Source organism: Streptomyces mirabilis, assembly GCF_018310535.1.
Lineage (GTDB): Bacteria > Actinomycetota > Actinomycetes > Streptomycetales > Streptomycetaceae > Streptomyces.
In genome coordinates this window covers 7669852-7691394 of sequence record NZ_CP074102.1, presented here as the reverse complement: position 1 = coordinate 7691394, position 21543 = coordinate 7669852, and the positions used below count along the sequence as shown (strand labels likewise).

Genomic DNA, 21543 nt, shown 5'->3' with positions numbered 1-21543 from the left:
CGCCCCTATCCCCCGCGTGGCCAGTAGAGCATCCTCAGGGATGACCAAGTCTGGAAGAACGCGGCCCCAGAGCCGACCCGGTAGAGTTGGAGAGATACCGTGTTCTACTACGTGCTCAAGTATGTGCTTCTGGGTCCACTGTTGAGGCTGGTGTTCCGGCCCCGGATCGAGGGCCTTGAGCACATACCGGCGTCGGGCCCCGCCATCGTGGCCGGCAATCATCTCTCGTTCTCGGACCACTTCCTGATGCCCGCGATCCTGAAGCGGCGGATCACCTTCCTGGCGAAGGCCGAGTACTTCACGGGGCCCGGTATCAAGGGGCGGCTGACGGCCGCCTTCTTCCGCAGCGCCGGACAGATCCCGGTGGACCGCTCCGGCAAGGACGCGGGCCAGGCCGCGATCCGCGAGGGACTGGGCGTGCTGCGCAGGGACGAGCTGCTCGGCATCTACCCGGAGGGGACGCGTTCGCACGACGGCCGCCTCTACAAGGGCAAGGTCGGCGTCGCGGTGATGGCGCTCAAGGCCGGGGTTCCGGTCATCCCCTGCGCCATGATCGGCACCTTCGAGGCACAGCCGCCGGGTCAGAAGATCCCGAGCCTCCACCCCGTGGTGATCCGCTTCGGGAAGCCCCTCGACTTCTCCCGCTACGCCGGGATGGAGAACGAGAAGGCCATCCTGCGCGCCGTCACCGACGAGATCATGTACGCCATCCTCACCCTCTCCGAGCAGGAGTACGTCGACCGGTACGCGGCCGTCGTCAAGGCGGAGGAGGCTGCCGAGGTCGCGGCACAAGCCCGCAAGTTCCCGCGGATGCCGTTGAGTTGAGAGACGCACGACAGGCGGAAGGGGCGGCCGGAGATCCGGCCGCCCCTTCTGTGCGTGGGGTGTTACGGGGTCGGAGTGGCGTGCGGGGTGCACGTCACATCGGCCGCGTCCGTCTTGCCGGTGAGCAAGTAGGAGTCCACCCGGGTGTTGATGCACGGGTTGACCAGGCCGGTCACACCGTGCGAGCCCGCACCGTTCTCGGTGATCAGGCGGGAGCCCTTGAAACGCTTGTGCAGTTCGACGGCGCCGGGGTACGGGGTGGCGGCGTCACGCGTGGACTGCACGATCAGGACGGCGGGCAGACCCTTGCCGGTCTTGACGTTCACCGGGGTCTGCTGCTTGACCGGCCAGGTCGCGCAGGGCAGGTTCATCCACGCGTTGGCCCACGTCATGAACGGGTAGCTCTTGTGGAGCTTCGTGTTGTCCTTGTCCCACTTCGACCAGCTGGTGGGCCACTTGGCGTCGGCGCACTCGACGGCCGTGTAGACGGCGTTGCCGTTCTCCGAGGCGATGTTGCCCACGGTGTCGGACATGTCGGGGGCGGCGGCGTCGACGAGCGCCTGGGTGTCACCGGCGACGTACTTGCTGAACGCCGTCGCGACCGGCACCCACGACGAGTCGTAGTACGGGGCGCTCTGGAAGAAGGAGATCAGTTCGGCGGGGCCGACGACGCCACCGAGCGGGCTCTTCTTCGCGGTGGCCCGCAGCTTCAGCCACTGGTCCTGGACCTTGGCGCGGGTGTCGCCGAGGTGGAAGGCGGCGTCGTTCTTGGCGACCCAGTCCTCCCAGTCCTTCCAGCGGCCCTCGAAGGCGATGTCCTGCTCCAGGTTGGCCTGGTACCAGATGTTCTCCTTCGCCGGGTTGACGACACTGTCGACGACCATGCGGCGGACGTGGCCCGGGAACAGGGTGCCGTAGACGGCGCCGAGGTACGTGCCGTAGGAGACGCCCAGGTAGTTGAGCTTCTTCTCACCGAGTGCGGCCCGGATGACATCCAGGTCGCGGGCGGTGTTGGGCGTGGTCATCTGCGCCAGCATCGCCTTGCCGCTGCGCTTGGCACAGCCGTCCGCGTACGCGGCGGCGAGCTTGCGCTGGACGCGCTTGTCGGCCTCGGAGTCCGGCACCGGGTCGGCCTTGGGCGCCTTCACGAACTCCTGAGGGTCAATGCAGGAGATCGGGGCCGAGTGGCCGACACCGCGCGGGTCGAAGCCCACGAAGTCGTACGCCTTCGAGGTGTTCACCCACAGCGGGGCCTTGGTGGTGACGCGGCGCGGGAAGCGCATGCCCGAACCACCGGGGCCACCCGGGTTGTAGACGAGCGCGCCCTGGCGCTCCGCCTTGGTCCCGGTGTTCCCGATGCGGTCGACGGCGAGCTTGATCTGCTTGCCGTACGGGTGGGCGTAGTCGAGCGGGACGGACACCCAGCCGCACTGGATCGGCTTCTCGAAGCCCCAGTCCGCAGGGCAGTCCTGCCAGTTGATCCCGGCCTTCGAGGCTCGGGCGGCGGCGATCGCCGCGCCGCGGGCCTCACGGTCCTGACCGTGACGCGAGTCGGCGGTGGCCGACGGCGCCGCGACGGCTCCGGCTATCAGGGTCGCCGTGACGAGTGCTCCGGCCGAAGCGAACGCGGTCAGGCGTCTCGTCGGTCTCTTAGCCCTCAAGTGGGACCTCCCCGTACATCGTTGCGATTGGTACGGGGATCCTTTCGGCTGTGAGGTCCCTGAGAACAGGGGTGACCGGCCTTCTTTACCATTCCGATAACCGGAGTACCAAGTCCCGTTGAGCGGAGAGTACTTATCGACTTATCGGTCGAGTGCGCGCAAGGCCTCGTCCAGTACCCGCCGCAGCCGCAGCGCGTCCGGCGCCAGGGCACTCACCAGGGCCGCGGGCCCGGCGAGCGGCATGAGGGCCGCGTACTCCCCCAACAGCCGCGCCTGCGGCGGCTCGCGCTCGAACTCCGGCCGTACGACGACGAGCTGACCCAGAGCCCGATGTCCCCCGAGTACCGCGGGACCGTCCCAGCCACCGGGTGCGCCGGGGCCGCACGACAGCTCCTGGTCCAGCAGCGGCCGTCCGTCGAGCCGCACGACAAGACGACTGGTGAGCCGTCCGGGTTGCTCGCCGACGCGCCCGAGCACCTGCTCCTCCCGGAAGACGAGCCGCGCGCCCGACCGGAGCTCGACGCGCGAGGACACATACAGGTCACTCTCCTGGGCGGAGATCAACTGCTCGGGCAGCCAGCGCAGTTCACCCCCGCCGGACACGTCGAGCCGCACATCGTAACGGGCCTCGCCCTTGGCCTGTCCCGGCAGGGCGATGGTCGCGGCGGCCGATCCGACGTGCAGCCGGGCCCCCTCCCCCACCTCCGCCTCCACGGCGAAGCGGTCACCGCCGAGCGGTCCGCTCATCGCCCCGACAAGCAGGACGCGTGCCTCGTCCCCGCTCGCCCGGGTGCGCCGCAGCGCGAGCGGCCCCTCTCCCTCCAGCACGGGCAGCGCGGTACGGCCGCGCCCGTCGGCCCGTGCGCCGATCCGTGCGGTGGCCCGCACTCCCGCTGTGGTCATGCCGTCCACGCGGCCAGCCGTTCCCGCACCCAGTCCGCGACGGCCGTCACCCCGGCCTCGGTCCGCAGCGACTGGAAGACGACGGGCAGCTCGGCCCGCTGCGCCTTGGCGTCGGCGGCCATCCGCCCCAGGTCGGACCCCACGTACGGCGCGAGGTCGGTCTTGTTGACGACGAGCAGGTCGGCGGTGGTGACACCAGGCCCGCCCTTGCGCGGAATGTCGTCCCCGCCCGCCACGTCGATGACGAAGACCTGCGCGTCCACCAACCCCTTGGAGAACGTCGCGGTGAGGTTGTCACCCCCGGACTCGACGAGGATGAGGTCCAGCGGCCCCACCTCGTCCTCCAGGTCCTCCACCGCTTCGAGGTTCGCGGAGATGTCGTCCCGGATCGCGGTGTGAGGGCACGCCCCCGTCTCCACGGCGGTGATCCGCTCCGGCGGCAGCACGGCCTCCCGCAGCAGGAACTCGGCGTCCTCCCGCGTGTAGATGTCGTTCGTGACGACCGCGAGCGACAGCTCGTCCCGCAGCGCCCGGCAGAGCGCGGCGACGGTCGCCGTCTTCCCGGACCCGACGGGCCCACCGAGCCCGATGCGCAGAGCGCGCCGCGAGCCGTCGGGCCGACGAGCGTCGGCACTGACGGCGGAGGCCCCGTCGTGGGAGTGATCGTGGTCGAGATGCATGATGGCGGCTCCGAGGTTTTGACTTTCACCCCGATACGGGGGTCTGGGGGCGGAGCCCCCAGAGGACATGGCAGAGGCGGCGGAGGCGATCCGCCTACGACGCGAAGAGCCGTACAGCCCAGGCGGCATGCGCCTGCGCACTGATCTCCAAGAGCGGAGCGGACACCGCGGGCAACGCGTCGACCCCACCGTCGGCCACGTTCCGCGCCGCGTCGGCCGCCGCACGCGCCACGACGTCCAGTTCCGGCGCGAGCCGGGCCAGCACCCCGGTGGCATCGAACGGATCAAGGCTCAGCAACCGTACGGTCGCGGTCGCCGGACCGCTGACGCTCTCGTACGCGGAGCAGTACGCGGCGTCCTCGGGCCCGAGCCCGGCGGCCCGCGCCGCCAGCCCCAGTACGACCGGCTGATGCGCTCCCTTGGGAAAGGCCCGCGCCAGCGCGTCGAGCTCCCCGGACGGCCAGGCCGCCCGAGCCGCCCGCATCAGCTGCCGCCCGAGCCGCCGCGCGGCGACCCGCAGGGCCGGCGACGGCGTACGCGCGTCCGCGGCCGAGTCCAGCAGCGCCGGATCGACCCCGAGCGCGGCCGCCGCGGCCAGGGCCGCCGACACCAGCCCCGCCGTGTGCAGTCGTCCCCGGCAGAAGTCCTCCAGGCTCTCCGCCCCGCTGATCCGCCCGGCCTTGACGGCCGCCTCGGCCCCGCCGGAGTGGGCGTGCCCACCGGCGGGGAAGCGGCCGTCGGCCAGGACGAGTAGTGCCGCGCGGGACATCAGAAGAGGAAGTAACGCTGGGCCATGGGCAGTTCGGAGGCCGGTGCGGCCTCGACCAGCTCCCCGTCGATGTGCACGGCGAAGCTGTCGGGATCGACCCGCACCCGCGGCCGGGCATCGTTCTCCCGCATGTCGGCCTTGGTCACCCCACGCGTCGACTCGATCGCCACGAACCGCTTCCCGAGCGAGAGCCGCTCCGGCAGCCCGTCCTCGATGGCGAGCGGCGCCACGAAGTTGAACGAGTTCGAGGCCGGAGCCCGTCCGATCGCCCCGAACATCGGCCGGGGCAGGATCGGCTGCGGTGTCGGGATGGACGCGTTGGCGTCACCCATCTGCGCGTACGCGATCTGCCCGCCCTTGATGACGAGCTGCGGCTTGACCCCGAAGAACGCGGGCTCCCACAGCACGAGGTCGGCGAGCTTGCCGGTCTCGACGGAGCCGATCTCGCGGGCGAGGCCCTGCGCGAGCGCCGGGTTGATCGTGTACTTGGCGACATAGCGACGTACGCGGTGGTTGTCCGCGCGCCCGTCACCGGGGAGGGCGCCGCGCCGCCGCTTCATCACATGGGCCGTCTGCCAGGTCCGCATGATGACCTCGCCGACCCGGCCCATCGCCTGGGCGTCGGAGGAGATGATCGAGATGGCGCCCAGGTCGTGCAGGATGTCCTCGGCCCCGATGGTGGAGGGCCGGATGCGGGACTCGGCGAAGGCCAGGTCCTCCGGGACGGCCGCGTTGAGGTGGTGGCAGACCATCAGCATGTCGAGGTGTTCCTCGGCGGTGTTGACGGTGTACGGCCGGGTCGGGTTGGTGGAGCTGGGCAGTATGTGCGGCTCGGAGACCACGGTCATGATGTCCGGCGCGTGCCCGCCGCCCGCGCCCTCGGTGTGGTAGGCGTGGATCCCGCGGCCGGCGATCGCGGCGAGGGTGTCGCCGACGAACCCGGCCTCGTTCAGGGTGTCCGTGTGGATGGCGACCTGGATGCCGGTGCGGTCGGCGACGGTCAGCGCGGCGTCGATGACGGCGGGCGTGGAGCCCCAGTCCTCGTGCAGCTTGAGACCGAGCGCCCCGCCCCGGATCTGCGACAGCATGGCGTCGCGCGAGACGGTGTTGCCCTTGCCGAGCAGACCGAAGTTGAGCGGGTACTGCTCCATCGCCTCCAGCATCCGGGCGAGGTGCCAGGGGCCGGGAGTGACCGTCGTCGCCTTCGAGCCCTCGGCGGGACCGGTGCCGCCGCCGACCAGCGTCGTGATGCCGGAGGCGAGCGCCTCGTCGGCGATCTGCGGACAGATCAGGTGGACGTGCGCGTCGATGGCACCCGCGGTGACGATCCGTCCGTTGCCCGCGATGATCTCGGTCTCGGGGCCGATGACGAGGTCGGGGTGGACCCCGTCCATGGTGTCCGGGTTGCCGGCCTTGCCGATGCCGGTGATCCGGCCGTCGCGGATGCCGACGTCGGCCTTGACGATCCCCCAGTGGTCGACGATCACGACACCCGTGATGACCGTGTCCGGAGTGCCGTCTGCGCGCGTAGCGCGCGCCTGGCCCATGGATTCGCGGATGACCTTGCCACCGCCGAAGACGGCCTCGTCACCGGCGAGCCCGGGGCCGCCGGAACGATCCTCTTCGATCTCGATCAGCAGGTCGGTGTCGGCGAGCCGGATGCGGTCGCCGGTGGTGGGGCCGAACAGGTCGGCATACGCGGCGCGCGAGAGCTCAGGCATCGAGGGCACCTCCGGTCTCCCCGCGCAGGCCGGGCACGACACGGGCGCCGGTGAGCGGGACGAGTTCGACGTCGACGGGGATCCCGGGCTCGAAGCGCACGGCGGTGCCGGCTGCGACGTTGAGACGCTTGCCGCGCGCGGCGGCGCGGTCGAAGTCCAGACCGGGGTTGGCCTCGGCGAAGTGGTAGTGGGAGCCGACCTGGACGGGCCGGTCGGCGGCGTTGAGGACGGTCAGCCGGGTGACCTCGCGGCCCTCGTTGAAGGCGACGGTTCCGTCGGCGAACAGGATCTCTCCGGGAATCACGGCTCTCGCTCCCCCGTCAGACGATCGGGTCGTGGACGGTGACGAGCTTGGTGCCGTCCGGGAAGGTCGCCTCGACCTGGACGTCGTGGATCATCTCGGGGATGCCCTCCATGACGTCGTCCCGGGTGAGGATCTTGCGCCCGGAGGACATCAGCTCGGCGACCGTGCGGCCGTCGCGCGCGCCTTCGAGGATGTGCGACGTGATGAGGGCGACCGCCTCGGGGTGGTTCAGTTTGAGCCCGCGGGCCCGTCGCTTCTCGGCCACGTCGGCGGCCACATGGATCAGCAGCCTCTCTTGCTCGTGCGGGGTCAGTTGCACGGCGTCCCACCTCACAGTCCTCGCTCCGGACCGTGCGGGGTCCGGTGGCCGCAGCCACCAAAACCCCTGGTGGCATGGATGGGCACGCTAGTTGGCCGTCGTTTCAAGGACGTTAACCCGGCTGTGATCCACTCATGACCGACGTGGACGCTCCTGGGCCGTCGTCGGGGCCGCCGCCCGGGACGAGGCCGTGGCTGCGACCGTATACGGCGCGATGGTCACCTGCCCTGCGGCGCGGCCGTCGCCGTCGCCGGGGCCCTACGAGGCGCCGTGCCCCCGGTGCTCGGCCGCGATGCCGAAGCGCTGGCGCTCACGCGGGGCGGACGCGACCTCGCGGACGCTGGAGAGGGAGCTGACCACCTGTTCCTCGGCGGACTCCGGGAGTTCCTCGAGCCGCTCCAGGTCGGCGGCGGAGACCAGGGCGACGAGGGGCTTGCCGTGCCGCGTCACGACGACGCGCTCACCTCCGTACACCACCCGGTTGATCAGATCGGCGAGCTCAGCCCTGGCTTGCGTCACCGGAATCTCGTAGGCCATGCCCACCAGCTTAGACCGGGCCCCCGACACCCCCGCAGAGCGGACGATCTCGTCCAGCTCCACCGAAAGCGTTCCGTTCGCACGATCGAGCGGGCGCCTCCACCGGCGGCGCACAGGGATTTTCGCTGTCAGCCGAGCCGCCTTCCCGGACTCTGTACGTCCTGTACATTTTTTACAGAACCCCTCAGAGGAGGCGCGTGCCATGAATGAACCGTCCGCCCGTCATGTCCTGCCCGAGTTCACCGAGCGGACGAGCGTGGGGCACCGGACCCTGGATCCGTACTCGAAGCTGCTCGACGAGCGGATCGTGTTCCTGGGGACACCGATCGACGACACCTCGGCGAACGACGTGATGGCGCAGTTCATGCACCTCGAATACCTGGCGCCGGACCAGGACATCGCGCTGTACATCAACTCTCCCGGGGGCTCGTTCAGCGCGATGACGGCGATCTACGACACGATGCAGTTCGTCAGCTGCGACGTGGAGACCACCTGCCTGGGGCAGGCCGCGTCGGCCGCCGCCGTGCTGCTGGCCGGCGGCGCGCCGGGCAAGCGGTTCGCGCTGCCGGGGGCCCGGGTGCTGATCCACCAGCCGTCACTTGCCGAGCCGGTACAGGGACAGGCGAGCGATCTGGCCCTCCAGGCCGAGGAGTTGATGCGCACTCGGAGGCTGCTGGAGGACATGCTCGTACGGCACACGGGGCAGAGTCCTGAACAGGTCGCCGCCGACATCGAGCGGGACAAGATCCTGGACGCACAGGCCGCGTTGGCGTACGGACTGGTGGACGGGATCATCCCCAGCCGCAAGACCTCGCGCACCGCGCCCGGTGCGAGGAACGCCACACCCGACGCGAGGTGATCCGCCGATGGTGCCCGAACTGCCCCCGCTGCCCGCGCTGACGCGAGCCGAGGCCGAGTTGATCGACCGTTACCTCGACGTGGTCGACCTGCTCGGCCGCATCAACCCGGCCAGGCCCGGAGACACCTACCGCGGGCTGCGCGCCGCCCAGGCGTTGGTCGCCAAGGCCGGCGAGCTGCGGGACGCCCTCGCGCTGATGCACCAGCGCGGCGAGAGCGAGGTGCACGCGCCGACGCTGGCACAGGCCCTGCGCGTCCTCGACGGCGAGCGACGGGCGGCCCGCGTCACTCTGCCGCCCGACGCCGACAATTGACACATCCACACCCGGGCCGCCGTGCGCGCCGAGTCGACGAGGCGTCCGGCCTGGGGTTCAAACGGACCAGATGGAGTACCCCCTGATGGAGTAGTCACAGGTCCCTTCGAGGAACCCGAAAAGTTGCGCAACGCGCGTAGCGGAAAGGCGGAATGAGACGCTCCGGTGCAGGTACGAGCGTCGTAGGTGTCCCCAACATCGCCCGAACAGAGGGTCGTCCACCCGAACGGGTGAGTGGTGAGTAACCCCACAAATCGCCGATTCCGCTCGGATTTTCCGACTGCCATGCGTGAAGATCCCTTCCGACGACAAGCCCCCGCCACAGCGGCGGGGCGGTCCGGGCGGACGCCGAGTCCTGCCGCTGCCCGGATGACCGGTCGACAGAAGTGCATCGGCAGGAGTGGAGGACCCAGCAAGACGGGTCGCCGGAGAGATCCGGGCGGTCCTTGGGGTGAAGCCGCGCAAGCGGCCGGGCTACTTCGCCAGCCCGAATCCGACAGGTCATCCTTCACAGGCGGCTGACGAAGGGTTGCGCATGACTGCGCTCAATCGTGTCCCGTCGATGTGGACCCGGGCCGGTACGGCCTCGGCGCTCACTCTCGCCGCCGTGGGCGGCAGCCTTGTGGTTCCTGGCGTCGCATCCGACGCCGAAGCGGCCACCTTGGCGACGAAGGCACTTCAGGTCGCGGCTTCCAAGAAGGGCTCCCCGTACCAGTACGGTGCCGCCGGGCCACGCCGCTTCGACTGCTCCGGGCTCACGCTCTACTCGTACAAGAAGGCGGGCAAGACGCTGCCTCGTACGGCCGCGGCGCAGTACAACAAGACACACCACATCTCCGCGTCCCACCGCAAGGCCGGAGACCTGGTGTTCTTCCACTCGGGCCGGAACGTGTACCACGTCGGCATCTACGCCGGGAAGGGAAAGATCTGGCACTCCCCGAAGACCGGGGAGGTCGTGAAGCTGCAGAAGATCTGGACGAAGAGCGTCTGGTACGGCCGGGTCAGCTGACCTGCCCGAGGGGGTGCCGCCGGCCGGCACCCCCTCGGGGTCCCACCCCCCCCGGGGCGTGAAAAGTGGACGGACCGGTTACTCGTTCATCATGGCTGAACGACCTCCCCCCGAGGAACGGAACGAGACGCCCCTCGAGCGTGCCGATCGCAACTTCGGCGAGCTGCTCCAGGAGCTGCGCGTCACGCAGACCGGTGTGCAGATCCTCTTCGCGTTCCTGCTGACGCTGGCGTTCACCCCGCGCTTCCCGTCCCTCGACACGGTGCAGCGCGCCACGTACGTCACCACGCTCCTGCTGGCCGTGGTGGCCGCCGCGCTCTTCACGGCGCCGGCCGCACTGCACAGGTCGCTGTTCCGGCAGGGCGCGAAGCCGACCATCGTGCGGGTCTCCTCCGTCCTGGCCACGATCGGGATGGGCGTGCTCATGCTGGCGCTGACGGGATCGGTGCTGCTCGTCGTGGACGTGGCACTGGGACGCGCCGCCGGGATCGCCTCGGGCGCGGGCACCCTGCTCGTCTGCGTGGCACTGTGGGGCGTCCTGCCCCGCGTGGTGCAACGTACGGTCGTCAGCGCGGCAACGGCTCCGAAAGAAGCACCGGACCGAGAACCGTGAGCGCGCTCCCCGTGACCGCCTCCAGGGCACGGCCCGCACGGCCGGCGGACGCGGGTGAGCGGCTCGTGGTCCGGGCGCGCCGGACCCTCGACGCACTGGAGCAGGCCCGGCATGAACTCGCGGGCCTCGCGGGCGGCACCCTGCCGCTCGGCACCTTCCAGACGGCGGGCCGGGCCTTCCGGGCCCTGCTGCGCGGCGCCTTCGAACGCGCCGGGCAGCGCAGACACGACAACTGAGCCGCTCCTCAGGGCTCTTGTGGGCCGCCGGCCGTCACCGGCTGGGCCGGCACCGTCCAGGGCAGGTCGATGGCAACCGTCTTGCCGCCCTCGCGGGTGGGCCGGACGACGAGTCTGCCGCCGCACTCGGCGGTCAGCCAGCGGATGATCACCATGCCGCGCCCGTTGTCCTGCTGGACGGCGGCAGGCAGACGTTTCGGAAAGCGCGGATGGCTGTCGGTGACGCCGATCCGCAGGTGTTCGTCTCGGTCGAGCCTGACGTCCACGGTGAAGGTGGGCGACTGGCCGAAAGTGTGCTGGACGGCGTTGGTGGCTAGTTCTGACACGATCAGGCGTACGGTGTCCGCGACTTCCGCGTCGCACGGCAGGCCCCATTCGGCCAGCACATCGGCGACGAAATTCCGGGCCGCGGAGACCGAGGCGGGATCGCTCGGCAGAGTGACGGATGCTTCCTGGTGATCTGCCATGGCGACGTCGTCCTTTTCCCACGGGACCGGAGTCCGACACGGAGCGGATGGTTCGAGTACGGTCCCGGACTGGTGCTTCGCGCCAGACTGCCATCACGGGGCCGGTCACGGGTGCGATCCACCGAGATATGCATATATCTGTCGCTCGATGCGGTGAACTCTGCGACGGCGGAGCGTATTTGGGCGGCCCGGAAGGAGTAAGGAGTACGGCCATGCAGCACGGTCCCGCGGTGCGCCGCCGCAAGCTCGGTGCCGAACTGCGCGCGCTGCGCGCCGGTGTGGGCCTCACCAGTGGTGAGGCGGCCCGTCTCGTCGGCTGGCACCAGTCGAAGGTGAGCCGCATCGAGACCGGTATCAGTGGGGTGAAACCGGCCGACGTGGAGCGCCTGTTGGACGCCTACGCCGTCACGGAGCCCGAGTTACGGGAGCTCCTGGTCGGCCTCGCGGGCTCCGAGGGCAATGGACGCCACCACTGGTGGCACGCCTACCGCGGGGTCCTGCCGCCCGCGTACCGCGACTTCATCAGTCTGGAGTCCCAGGCCAGCGGGATGCGCACGCTGGAGACCTCGGTGGTACCCGGACTGCTCCAAACACCCGAGTACGCGCGGGAGGTGACCCGGGTCGCCGTCGGCGGCCTGGAGGACGACAAGCTCGACGCACTCGTCGAGGTGCGCCTCGCCCGGCAGGACGTCCTGCGTTCGAATCCCCCGCTGGAACTGACCGCGGTCCTGGACGAGGCCGTGTTAAAACGCGAGGTCGGCGGCCCGGAGGTGATGGCTCGGCAACTGGAGCGACTGCGGGAGGCGGCAACCCTGCCTCAAGTGCGGCTTCAGGTACTGCCGTTCGCCGCGGGAGCCCATATCGGCGTCACCGGGCCTTTCGTTATCTTCTCATTTCCGAACACAACTGATCTGGATGTGGTTGTTCTCGACCACTTGACGAGTAGCCTCTATCTCGAACGGAAAGAAGACCTTCAGGCCTACACCGAGGCCTTCAACGCCCTTCAGTTCCACGCCCTTTCACCCGAGGACTCGTTGGACTACATCGCCGGGATAGGTGACGGCGCGTAAGGAGGCACCCCCATGACTGCACTGCCTCGGTACGTACGTTCCAGTACTTCACTCCGCCACGTGCGATGGCTGCGCAGCAGCCGCAGTACGGGAATGAACAACTGCGTCGAGACGGCCCGACCCGGCCCAGGACCCTGGGCCGGACTGGTCGCGGTGCGCGATTCCAAGAACAAGGCGGGCCCCGCCCTGCTGTTCACTCCCGCCAGTTGGGAGGGCTTTGTCGCCGGACTGAGCTGATCACGCCGACGGCGTGCTCGATCTGCGCGTCGGTGAGGTCCGCGCGAGCGGTCAGCCGCAGCCGTGAGATGCCGTCCGGCACGGACGGGGGGCGGAAGCAGCCGACGGCGAGTCCCGCCTCGCGGCAGTCGGCGGCCCACCGCAGGGCCTGTTCGGGGGACGGCGCGCGCACGGAGACCACGGCGGCGTCCGGTCGTACGGCTTCCAGGCCCTCGGCGGTCAGCCGGGTGTGCAGCGCCGTCGCCACCTCACGGGCCCGGGCGGCGCGCTCCGGCTCACGGCGCAGCAGCCTGAGCGCCGCGAGGGCCGCGCCCGCCGCCGCGGGCGCGAGACCGGTGTCGAAGATGAAGGTGCGCGCCGCGTTGACCAGGTGGTCGATGACCGCGGCGGGACCCAGGACGGCGCCGCCCTGGCTGCCGAACGACTTGGAGAGCGTGGCGGTCACGACCACGTCCGGGGCACCCGCGAGCCCCGCGGCCTGCGGGGCGCCCCGGCCGCCGTCGCCCAGGACGCCCAGCCCGTGCGCGTCGTCGACGAGCAGCGCCGCGCCGTGCTCGCGGCAGGCGGTGGCGAGTGCGGCCAGCGGGGCCGCGTCGCCGTCCACCGAGAAGACCGTGTCGGACACGGCGACGGCGGGACCCTCGTGCGTGCCCAGCGCCTTGCGCACGGCTTCGGGGTCGGCGTGCGCCACGACCTGGGTCGCACCCCGGGCGAGCCGGCAGCCGTCGATGAGGGAGGCGTGGTTGCCCGCGTCCGAGACGACCAGCGAGCCGTGCGGCGCGAGCGTGGTCACGGCGGCGAGGTTGGCCGCGTAGCCGGAGGAGAGGACGAGCGCGGACTCGAAGCCGCAGAAGTCGGCAAGCTCGCGTTCGAGTTCGCCGTGAAGTTCGGTCGTGCCGGAGACGAGCCGCGAGCCGGTCGCGCCGGCGCCCCAGCGGCGGGCGGCCGCCGCGGCGGCCTCCGTGATCTCGGGGTGGCGGGCCAGCCCGAGGTAGTCGTTGCTCGCCAGATCGAGAAGGGGTGAGTCGGCGGCGCGGGGGCGCAGGGTACGGACGAGTCCGGCCTGGCGACGCTGGTACGCCTGCTCGTCGATCCACGCGAACGGCGATCCGGCCATGCTGGTGCCTCCGGGCCCTGGGAGTGGTCGTGAGGGGGTCATGAAGGTGGTCGTTTTGTAGGCAGTGCACAGACCCTAGCGGGACGACGCGGCGCCCATGATGTGGCAATACCCACACGTCGAACCGTCTCTGTTGTGCAAACTCTCCTTGGCCGCAGCGGCTCGCATACGTCAGGATCGGATCTCATGGACCTGCTGAACACGCTGGTGGACAAGGGGCTTCGGCGCGAGCTGCCGACCCGTGACGAGGCGCTGGCCGTGCTGGCCACGTCCGACGACGACGTGCTCGACGTGGTGGCCGCGGCCGGAAAAGTCCGCCGGCACTGGTTCGGCCGTCGAGTGAAACTCAACTATCTGGTCAATCTGAAGTCCGGTCTGTGCCCCGAGGACTGCTCGTACTGCTCGCAGCGCCTCGGTTCCAAGGCCGACATCCTCAAGTACACCTGGCTCAAGCCCGACCAGGCCTCGCAGGCCGCGGCGGCCGGGCTTGCCGGGGGCGCCAAGCGGGTCTGCCTGGTGGCCAGCGGCCGCGGTCCGACGGACCGTGACGTGGACCGGGTCTCCGACACCATCAAGGCGATCAAGGACCAGAACGAGAACGTCGAGGTGTGCGCCTGCCTCGGCCTGCTCTCCGACGGCCAGGCCGAGCGGCTGCGCGAGGCGGGCGCGGACGCCTACAACCACAACCTGAACACGTCCGAGGGGACGTACGGGGACATCACGACCACGCACACGTACGCCGACCGGGTGGACACGGTCCACAAGGCGCACGCGGCCGGTCTGTCGGCCTGCTCGGGTCTGATCGCGGGCATGGGTGAGTCGGACGAGGACCTCGTCGACGTCGTCTACTCGCTGCGCGAGCTCGACCCTGACTCCGTTCCGGTGAACTTCCTGATCCCCTTCGAGGGCACCCCGCTCGCCAAGGAGTGGAACCTCACCCCGCAGCGGTGCCTGCGCATCCTGGCCATGGTCCGTTTCGTCTGCCCGGACGTGGAGGTCCGCATCGCGGGCGGCCGCGAGGTCCACCTCCGGACGATGCAGCCGCTCGCCCTGAACCTGGCCAACTCGATCTTCCTCGGCGACTACCTCACCAGCGAGGGCCAGGCGGGCAGGGCCGACCTGGAGATGATCGCGGACGCCGGCTTCGAGGTGGAGGGCGCGGGCGAGGTGACCCTGCCGGAGCACCGCGTGACGGCGGGCGGAGGCTGCGGTGCCCACGCCGAGGCCGGGTGCGGCTCGCACGCGGACGCCGGGTGCGGCTCGCACGAGGGTGGCGGCGTCTGCGGTTCCGTGCAGGTGCAGGCCGAGCAGGAGCAGCCCGCCGAAGCGCGTACGGATCTCGTCGCCGTACGCCGCCGTGGTGCCGGAACGGACCTCGCCCCCAATGCCTGACCTGTCCGAGCCGTCCACGCTGCCGGTGCGGGAACTGCTTGAGCTGGACCGACGGCACGTCTGGCATCCGTACGGCCCCATGCCCGGCCGCCAGGAGCCGCTCGTCGTGGAGTCGGCGAGCGGGGTACGCCTGCGACTGGCGGACGGCTCGGGCGAACTGGTCGACGGCATGTCGTCCTGGTGGTCGGCCATCCACGGCTACAACCACCCGGTCCTCAACGACGCGGCGCGCGACCAGCTGGAGCGCATGAGCCATGTCATGTTCGGCGGGCTCACGCACGAGCCCGCCGTACGGCTGGCGAAGCGCCTGGTCGACATCACGCCCGAGGGCCTGGAGCACGTCTTCCTCGCCGACTCCGGCTCGGTGTCGGTCGAGGTCGCCGTCAAGATGTGCCTCCAGCACTGGCGCTCGCTCGGCCGGCCGGGCAAGCAGCGGCTGCTGACCTGGCGCGGCGGCTACCACGGGGACACCTGGCAGCCGATGTCGGTGTGCGACCCCGAGGGCGGGATGCACGAGCTGTGGCAGGGCGTGCTCCAGCGCCAGGTGTTCGCCGACGCCCCGCCGGTCGAGTACGAGGAGTCGTACGCCGACCATCTGCGCGAGCTGATCGGGCGGCACGCCGACGAGCTCGCCGCGGTGATCGTGGAGCCGGTCGTACAGGGCGCGGGCGGGATGCGGTTCCACTCCCCCGCGTATCTGCGGGTGCTGCGGGAGGCGTGCGACGCGCACGACGTGCTTCTCGTCCTCGACGAGATCGCGACCGGCTTCGGCCGTACGGGCGCTCTGTTCGCCGCGGGGCACGCCGGCGTCACGCCGGACGTGATGTGCGTCGGCAAGGCGCTGACCGGCGGCTATATGACGATGGCGGCGACGCTCTGCACGGCGCGGGTGGCCGAGGGCATCTCACGCGGTGAGGTCCCGGTCCTGGCTCACGGCCCGACCTTCATGGGCAATCCGCTGGCCGCCGCGGTGGCCTGCGCCTCGATCGACCTGCTGCTCGGACAGGACTGGCAGACCGAGGTCAAGCGGATCGAGACGGGTCTGCGGGACGGGCTTGCGGAGGCGTCCTCGCTGCCGGGTGTCCGGGACGTACGTGTCCTGGGCGCGATCGGCGTCGTCCAGCTCGACCACGAGGTCGACATGACGGCGGCCACGGCGGCTGCCGTGCGCGAGGGCGTGTGGCTGCGCCCGTTCCGCGACCTCGTCTACACGATGCCGCCGTACGTCACGGGTGACGCGGACTTGGCACGGATCGCGCGCGCGGTGTGCGCGGCGGCGCGGGAGGGATGACATGGCGGTTCTGGTGATCACGGGGACGGGCACGGAGGTCGGCAAGACGGTCACGACGGCCGCCGTCGCCGCCACGGCCGTCGCGGCCGGACGCTCCGTGGCCGTCCTCAAGCCGGCGCAGACGGGTGTACGCCCGGACGAGCGCGGGGACGCCGACGAGGTGGCCCGGCTCGCGGGCGCCGTGACGACGCTCGAACTGGCCCGCTATCCGGAGCCGCTGGCTCCCGCGACGGCCGCGCGGCGAGCCTCCCTGCCCCCGGTGCGCCCGGTCGCGGTGGCGGAGGCGGCGGCCAAACTGGCCACCGAGCACGACCTCGTGCTGGTCGAGGGAGCGGGCGGTCTCCTCGTCCGCTTCGACGACGAGGGCGGCACGCTGGCGGACGCGGCGAGCCTGCTGGACGCGCCGGTGCTGGTGGCGGCATCAGCGGGCCTCGGCACCCTGAACACCACCGAGCTGACGGCTCGTGAACTGCGGCGCCGTGGTCTTGACTTGGCGGGAATCGTCATCGGCAGCTGGCCCGACTCCCCCGACCTGGCATCGCGTTGCAACCTCGCGGACCTGCCCCTCGTGGCCGAAGCCCCGCTCCTGGGTGCGCTGCCCGCGGGGGCCGGTGCCTACGACGTCACCGACTTCCGTGCGCACGCGCCGAGCTGGCTGGCGCCACGGCTCGGGGGAAGCTGGGATGCGCGCACTTTCCATGCGACGCAGGCAGCAGGCGCCCCCTAGGGGCGCGGGGAACTGCGCGCCCAGCCACAACCGCCCCGCAGCCGACCAACGACACCAACCACCCCTCACCCCTCCCCCAACAACCGCACCAACTCGATCCGCGACCGAATCCCCAACCTCGCGAACACCCCCCGCAGATGGTGATCAATCGTCCGCGGACTGAGTAGCAACCGCGCCGCGATCTCCCGGTTGGTCGCCCCGTCGGCCGCCATGCGCGCAACCATCAACTGCTGCGCGGTGAGGCGGGCTACGAGATCGTCGGCGCCCCGCACCGGGGAGACGGGCTCTCCCAGGACACGGAGTTCGGTCCGCGCCGCCGCCGCACACTGCGGCGAACCGAAGTGCTCGAACGCCTCGAGGGCGCTGTGCAGCCGGTCGCGGGCCTCCGTCCGGTGCCGCAGTCGCCGTAGCGCACCGCCGAACAGCAGCTCCGTGCGGGCGCGTTCGAAGTCACGGGTGCCCGAGGCATGCAGGTCGAGGGCGGTGCGGTAGTGCTCGACGGCCTCCGAGCCGGAGGCGAGCAGGGCCCGGCAGCGGGCGCTGAGTGCCAGGTCGTCGGGGCTGCGCACGGTACGCGCCCAGTGGTCGTAGTCGGCGTGGGCGGCCCGGGCGACCCGCGTCTCGCCGGTGCGGACGGCGGCCTCGACGTAGTGCGGTGTGGCGATGTGACGGATGGCCCGGTGCCCGTGCCCGGGGCCGAATCCGGCGAGGGCGCGCAGCCGGGCCGCGGAGGCGGCGAAGCGGCCGGTGCTCAGGTCGAGGAAGGCGAGCGCGAACAGGGCCAGCGCGGCGGGCAGGCCGAGCCCGCGTGCGAGGGCGTAGGAGCGGGCGGCCTCGGCGCGCTCCCGGCAGACGTCCTCGTCGCCGGTGACCGCGGCGAACATCGCGAGGGCCGCCTGCAGATGGCAGGCCCCGTTGTCCTGGCCGGTGGTGTACGCCTGGCGAAGGGCCTCCAGGGTGGCGGCCTCGGCGGCCCGCGGCCGACCGGTCCAGAAGTCGGCGTACGCCCGGAACTCCATGGCCTGGGGAACGGTGACCCCGTCTCCCCCGGCCCGGGCGGAGGCGGCGGCCCGGACGGTGGCGGTGGCGGCCGCGGTGTGGTCGCCGAGCATGAGCGCCGCGATCCCGGAGTGGATCAGCAGGGTGGGGTCACCCCCGGGACCGCAGCGCCCGGCCGCCGCCTTCAGCAGATCGCGCGCGTCGTCGTACCGGCCCTCGAACGCCGCGGCCAGCCCGCCCAGCGTGCCGGGCGGCACGATCCCGAGCCGGTCGGCGACGGCCGCCGCCTCCCGGCATCGGCGCAGGTCGCCGGTGTAGATCGCGGCTTCGGTGGCGCGGGCGAGGAGGTGGACGGCGGCGTGGTGGGGGTGGTCCGTACGGGCCGGCCCCGGCCCGTCGTCGGCGGAGCGCACCGCGGCTGTCAGCAGGGCGTCGAACGCGTCCGTCGCGTTGCCCGCGCGCAGCGCGAGCAGACCGCCCAGGGCGTCGTCGTCGGTGGCGGCGACGAGCCGGCGGGCACGGTCGGCGTCGCCGGACCGCCAGGCGTCGGCGGCGGCGCGGGCGAGCAGCCGGGCCCGCTCGCTCGGCTCGGGGGACAGCGCGGCGGCGCGTTCGACGAGGGCGCAGGCCAGGGCGTGGTCGCCCGCGGTGCGCGCGGTGTGGGCAGCCGCCCGGAGTTCGGCGGCGAGGCGTCGGCTGGGGCCGAGGGCGGCGGCGCCCCGGTGCCAGGACCGCCGGGGTGACTCCCCCTCGCCGCGCAGGACCCGGGCGAGCAGGAGGTGGACGGCGCGCCGGTCCGTCACGGAGGCGGTCTCGTAGGCCGCTATCCGGGTCCATGGATCGCGGAAGACGATCCCGCCCGCCGTGGCGTGGGCGACTCCGGCCACCTCGGCGGTGACGAGGGGCCGGGTGTCGAGCCGGGCCGCGGTGACGGCCCGCAGGAAGGCGTGGGTGTCGACCGGGTACTGGTCGGCCGCCGCGAGGAGCAGGAGGCGCCGGGTGGTGTCGGGCAGGGCGCGGACCTCCTGGCGGTACGCGCGCAGGAGTACGGGAGGCTGTGCCGGCAGCGGGTCTAGGCCGGTCAGCTGACGCTCGGTCAGCGCGGAGGCGAGTTCCGCGGCGGCGCGGCGGTCGCCGTGCGCGGTGCGCAGGATCCGTACCCGTACGCCTTCGGGAAGCGAGGGGCCGAGATCGGGTTGTGCGGGGCCGCGTACGGGGTTCACCGAAGTCGCCACCCGAATGACGTTACTGGTGAGTTAACTGGCAAGTAAAGACCGGCGATTTCGCCGATGCGGCGCGCGTAGACCCCGGCTGACACTCCAGGCACCCCACCCTTGTCTGGAGGCACCATGCAACGCCGCTTGCGTCGCATCGCCACGTTCTTCTCCGCCGTGGTCGCGGCGCTCCTCGTGTCGCTCTCCCTGTCCGCGGTCCCCGCCCAGGCCGCGACCCACAACCCCGTCATCTTCGTGCACGGCCTGAGCAGTTCGGCGAGCAGTTGGGACGACTGGATCGCCGACTTCAAGGCCGACGGCTACAGCGGCTCCGAACTGTTCGCGTGGTCGTACGACTGGGGCCAGTCGAACGTGACCACGGCCCAGCAGCTCTCCACCGAGGTGAAGAACGTCCTCGCGCAGACCGGCGCGTCGAAGGTGGACCTGGTCGTCCACTCCATGGGTGCGCTCAGTGCCCGCTACTACCTCAAGAACCTCGGCGGGACCTCGTACGTCGACGACTTCGTGTCCACCGCCGGCGTGAACCACGGAACCACGGTCGCGAGCTGGTGCACGTGGCTCTACACCTCGTGCGCCGAGATGTACACCGGCAGTTCGTTCCTGACCGCGCTGAACTCCGGCGACGAGACGCCGGGCAGTGTCTCGTACGCCAGTTACTGGTCGAACTGCGACGAGCTGATCAACCCGGACACCAGCGCGATCCTGAGCGGCGCCACCAATGTGGAGGTCGGCTGCATCTCGCACACCGACATGAACAACGACTACGGCGTCTACCAGCAGGTGCGCGACTTCATCGCCTGACGCGTGGGCCCACCTGCGTATGGCGTAGGTCGAGCGTCGTAGAGCATGTGGCGGACGTTCTGGGGGGACAATCCCGGTAAGACCCCGTCCTCCCGGGAGGTCCGTCATGCCCTTCAGGTCAGCCGGCTCCGCCAAGGTGTCGCGGGACGCCGTGCACCATCCGCTGTTCGCCCGCTACTACGCCCGTATCAGCGTGGCGGCCGAGACCAGGATGGGCATCGGCGCGGTACGCGACCGGCTGCTCACCGGTCTTTCGGGGCGGGTCATCGAGATCGGCGCGGGCAACGGGCTGAACTTCGCGCACTACCCGAGCGCCGTCTCCGAGGTGGTCGCGATCGAACCCGAGCGGCTGCTGCGGCAGTTGGCCGTGGAGGCCGCGCTGCGCTCCGAGGTGCCCGTGGACGTGGTGCCGGGCGCGGCGGAGGCGCTGCCGGTCAAGAGCGAGGCGTTCGACGGGGCGGTGCTCTCGCTGGTGCTGTGCAGTGTGCGCGATGTGCCGCGGGCCCTCGGCGAGGTGCGGCGCGTGCTGCGGCCCGGTGGCACGGTGTGGTTCTTCGAGCACGGCAAGGGAGACGGACGTGTGATGGCGTCCGTCCAGCGCGGACTGGACCGGACGGTGTGGCCGCGGCTGAACGGCGGTTGCCATCTGGCCCGCGACCCGATCGCCGCGCTGCGCGAGGCCGGGTTCGAACTGGGTCCCTACCGTCGGCTGTTCATTCCCGAGAAGGGGCCGCGACTGCCCACGTCGTACTGCGTGCTGGGCAGCGCGAGGCGCCCGCCGATCACGGAGTAGTCACAGACTCCACTGCCGCAGCTCCTGTGCGATCTCGTGCACCGTCGCGTCACCGCCCTTGACCAGGCGGGCGAGTTCGCGCACCTGCTCGGGCGAGGTGACGACCTTGAGGCCGCTGGCGACGAGATAGGCGTACGCGACGGCCGAGGCGAACATCGCGTTGGAACGTTCGAGCGCCGGGACGTGCAGCAGCAGCTGGAGCAACGCGGCGGCGCGGGCGTGCGGGCTGTCGTAGACGGGAATGCCGAATATCTCCGCCTCGTGTCGGCTGACGGCGGCGACGAGGGCTCCCCAGTCGGTGACCTGGGGATCTCCGGGCGTCTTCTGTTCGGCGATCATGAGGAGCCAGGCGAGGTCGACTCTGAGACTGCTCAAGGGATCAACGACGACCTTCGCGTGAGCCGTCCCGGAATGTGTCCCGTGCGCCTTCCCGGTCCGTGCCGAACTCCTCGGCGAAGACGTTCGCGTACTGCTTCATGAAGTCGGAGGCGGCGTCGACGAAGGTGTGACCGACCTCCCCGGTGTCCTGTCTGACGAGCTCTTCGATGTAGCGGTTCACGCTCATGCCGCGCTCCAGGGCCCGCTCCCGGGCCGCCCGGGCCGTGCCCTCGTCCACCCGCACGTTCAGCTGGGTCTTCGCCATACCTCGAAGCTAGCGCCGAAGT

The 21543-nt window shown here is 71.0% G+C and carries 26 protein-coding genes and 1 riboswitch; of the genes, 13 read left to right on the top strand and 13 right to left on the bottom strand.

The window, feature by feature from the left end:
• Positions 1-99 precede the first annotated feature (99 nt).
• Positions 100-825, top strand: coding sequence for a lysophospholipid acyltransferase family protein (locus tag SMIR_RS34075; RefSeq protein WP_212727786.1), 726 nt, complete (start codon positions 100-102; stop codon positions 823-825).
• 62 nt (positions 826-887) lie between these two features.
• On the opposite strand, the gene SMIR_RS34070 is transcribed toward SMIR_RS34075, so the two are convergent.
• The 8 genes from SMIR_RS34070 to SMIR_RS34035 form a co-directional block, all read right to left on the bottom strand.
• Entirely contained in the window at positions 888-2486 is a 1599-nt protein-coding gene (locus tag SMIR_RS34070; protein WP_168489799.1) for an alpha/beta hydrolase, read from the bottom strand.
• A 141-nt stretch (positions 2487-2627) separates the two neighbouring features.
• Positions 2628-3389 carry an urease accessory protein UreD gene (locus tag SMIR_RS34065; RefSeq protein ID WP_212727785.1) on the bottom strand — a complete coding sequence of 254 codons (762 nt, stop codon included), beginning with the start codon at positions 3387-3389 and terminating at the stop codon, positions 2628-2630.
• Positions 3386-4069 carry an urease accessory protein UreG gene (gene ureG, locus SMIR_RS34060; RefSeq protein WP_101407842.1) on the bottom strand — a complete coding sequence of 228 codons (684 nt, stop codon included), beginning with the start codon at positions 4067-4069 and terminating at the stop codon, positions 3386-3388. The genes SMIR_RS34065 and ureG overlap by 4 nt, the downstream gene beginning before the upstream one ends.
• A gap of 94 nt (positions 4070-4163) precedes the next feature.
• Positions 4164-4838 (bottom strand): urease accessory protein UreF, encoded by a 675-nt coding sequence (locus SMIR_RS34055; protein ID WP_212727784.1) that lies wholly within the window; start codon positions 4836-4838, stop codon positions 4164-4166.
• Positions 4838-6559, bottom strand: a complete 1722-nt coding sequence (locus SMIR_RS34050; RefSeq protein ID WP_212727783.1) for an urease subunit alpha — start codon at positions 6557-6559, stop codon at positions 4838-4840. Before SMIR_RS34050 ends, SMIR_RS34055 begins: the two co-directional genes overlap by 1 nt.
• Complete coding sequence (locus SMIR_RS34045) at positions 6552-6863, bottom strand: urease subunit beta (protein WP_101407845.1); 312 nt, start codon at positions 6861-6863, stop codon at positions 6552-6554. The genes SMIR_RS34050 and SMIR_RS34045 overlap by 8 nt, the downstream gene beginning before the upstream one ends.
• A gap of 16 nt (positions 6864-6879) precedes the next feature.
• Positions 6880-7182: an urease subunit gamma gene (locus SMIR_RS34040; RefSeq protein ID WP_054229180.1), complete on the bottom strand. Its 303-nt coding sequence runs from the start codon at positions 7180-7182 to the stop codon at positions 6880-6882.
• Positions 7183-7440: 258 nt separating this feature from the next.
• Positions 7441-7719, bottom strand: a complete 279-nt coding sequence (locus SMIR_RS34035) for a type II toxin-antitoxin system Phd/YefM family antitoxin (protein WP_101407846.1) — start codon at positions 7717-7719, stop codon at positions 7441-7443.
• A 202-nt stretch (positions 7720-7921) separates the two neighbouring features.
• Here SMIR_RS34035 and SMIR_RS34030 point away from each other — a divergent pair, with 202 nt between their 5' ends.
• The 5 genes from SMIR_RS34030 to SMIR_RS44990 all read left to right on the top strand — a co-directional run bounded on the left by SMIR_RS34030 (position 7922) and on the right by SMIR_RS44990 (position 10749).
• Entirely contained in the window at positions 7922-8578 is a 657-nt protein-coding gene (locus tag SMIR_RS34030; RefSeq protein WP_212727782.1) for an ATP-dependent Clp protease proteolytic subunit, read from the top strand.
• A 7-nt stretch (positions 8579-8585) separates the two neighbouring features.
• Entirely contained in the window at positions 8586-8891 is a 306-nt protein-coding gene (locus SMIR_RS34025) for a hypothetical protein (protein WP_101407848.1), read from the top strand.
• Between the two features lie 377 nt (positions 8892-9268).
• Positions 9269-9423, top strand: a riboswitch (cyclic di-AMP (ydaO/yuaA leader).
• A gap of 3 nt (positions 9424-9426) precedes the next feature.
• Positions 9427-9900, top strand: coding sequence for a C40 family peptidase (locus tag SMIR_RS34020; RefSeq protein WP_101407849.1), 474 nt, complete (start codon positions 9427-9429; stop codon positions 9898-9900).
• Positions 9901-9991: 91 nt separating this feature from the next.
• The gene (locus SMIR_RS34015) at positions 9992-10513 is read left to right on the top strand and encodes a DUF6328 family protein (protein ID WP_101407850.1); all 522 of its coding nucleotides are present in this window, start codon (positions 9992-9994) and stop codon (positions 10511-10513) included.
• Complete coding sequence (locus SMIR_RS44990) at positions 10510-10749, top strand: hypothetical protein (protein ID WP_422664483.1); 240 nt, start codon at positions 10510-10512, stop codon at positions 10747-10749. Before SMIR_RS34015 ends, SMIR_RS44990 begins: the two co-directional genes overlap by 4 nt.
• A gap of 8 nt (positions 10750-10757) precedes the next feature.
• Here the strand turns inward: SMIR_RS44990 and SMIR_RS34005 are convergent, their stop codons facing one another.
• A complete protein-coding gene (locus SMIR_RS34005) occupies positions 10758-11216 on the bottom strand; it encodes an ATP-binding protein (RefSeq protein WP_212727781.1) in 459 nt (152 codons plus the stop codon).
• Between the two features lie 212 nt (positions 11217-11428).
• Here SMIR_RS34005 and SMIR_RS34000 point away from each other — a divergent pair, with 212 nt between their 5' ends.
• Positions 11429-12286 (top strand): helix-turn-helix domain-containing protein, encoded by an 858-nt coding sequence (locus tag SMIR_RS34000; protein WP_168489803.1) that lies wholly within the window; start codon positions 11429-11431, stop codon positions 12284-12286.
• A gap of 12 nt (positions 12287-12298) precedes the next feature.
• On the top strand, positions 12299-12523 hold the full coding sequence (locus SMIR_RS33995) for a DUF397 domain-containing protein (protein ID WP_168489804.1): 225 nt from the start codon (positions 12299-12301) through the stop codon (positions 12521-12523).
• Here SMIR_RS33995 and bioF read toward each other — a convergent pair.
• Entirely contained in the window at positions 12480-13640 is a 1161-nt protein-coding gene (gene bioF, locus SMIR_RS33990) for an 8-amino-7-oxononanoate synthase (protein WP_168489805.1), read from the bottom strand. The two genes, SMIR_RS33995 and bioF, sit on opposite strands and share 44 nt — an antisense overlap.
• A gap of 186 nt (positions 13641-13826) precedes the next feature.
• On the opposite strand from bioF, the gene bioB reads away from it, so the two are divergent.
• Genes bioB through bioD form a run of 3 tightly spaced genes read left to right on the top strand, consistent with a single transcriptional unit; the run spans position 13827 to position 17050 of the window.
• The gene (gene bioB, locus SMIR_RS33985) at positions 13827-15032 is read left to right on the top strand and encodes a biotin synthase BioB (RefSeq protein ID WP_168489806.1); all 1206 of its coding nucleotides are present in this window, start codon (positions 13827-13829) and stop codon (positions 15030-15032) included.
• Entirely contained in the window at positions 15025-16323 is a 1299-nt protein-coding gene (gene bioA / locus SMIR_RS33980) for an adenosylmethionine--8-amino-7-oxononanoate transaminase (RefSeq protein ID WP_168489807.1), read from the top strand. The genes bioB and bioA overlap by 8 nt, the downstream gene beginning before the upstream one ends.
• 1 nt (position 16324) lies before the next feature.
• Complete coding sequence (gene bioD, locus SMIR_RS33975; protein ID WP_168489808.1) at positions 16325-17050, top strand: dethiobiotin synthase; 726 nt, start codon at positions 16325-16327, stop codon at positions 17048-17050.
• Between the two features lie 65 nt (positions 17051-17115).
• Here bioD and SMIR_RS33970 read toward each other — a convergent pair whose 3' ends face one another.
• Complete coding sequence (locus SMIR_RS33970; RefSeq protein WP_248002841.1) at positions 17116-19284, bottom strand: helix-turn-helix transcriptional regulator; 2169 nt, start codon at positions 19282-19284, stop codon at positions 17116-17118.
• A gap of 114 nt (positions 19285-19398) precedes the next feature.
• Between SMIR_RS33970 and SMIR_RS33965 the strand changes: the two genes are divergently transcribed.
• Together SMIR_RS33965 and SMIR_RS33960 are read left to right on the top strand one after the other, a co-directional pair.
• Entirely contained in the window at positions 19399-20085 is a 687-nt protein-coding gene (locus tag SMIR_RS33965) for an esterase/lipase family protein (protein WP_168489809.1), read from the top strand.
• A gap of 106 nt (positions 20086-20191) precedes the next feature.
• A complete protein-coding gene (locus tag SMIR_RS33960; RefSeq protein WP_168489810.1) occupies positions 20192-20878 on the top strand; it encodes a class I SAM-dependent methyltransferase in 687 nt (228 codons plus the stop codon).
• Here SMIR_RS33960 and SMIR_RS33955 read toward each other — a convergent pair whose 3' ends face one another.
• Both SMIR_RS33955 and SMIR_RS33950 read right to left on the bottom strand, forming a co-directional pair.
• Positions 20879-21253, bottom strand: coding sequence for a hypothetical protein (locus SMIR_RS33955; RefSeq protein WP_054228993.1), 375 nt, complete (start codon positions 21251-21253; stop codon positions 20879-20881). It abuts the gene before it with no gap.
• A 4-nt stretch (positions 21254-21257) separates the two neighbouring features.
• A complete protein-coding gene (locus tag SMIR_RS33950) occupies positions 21258-21521 on the bottom strand; it encodes a toxin-antitoxin system HicB family antitoxin (protein WP_101407860.1) in 264 nt (87 codons plus the stop codon).
• Positions 21522-21543: the final 22 nt, after the last annotated feature.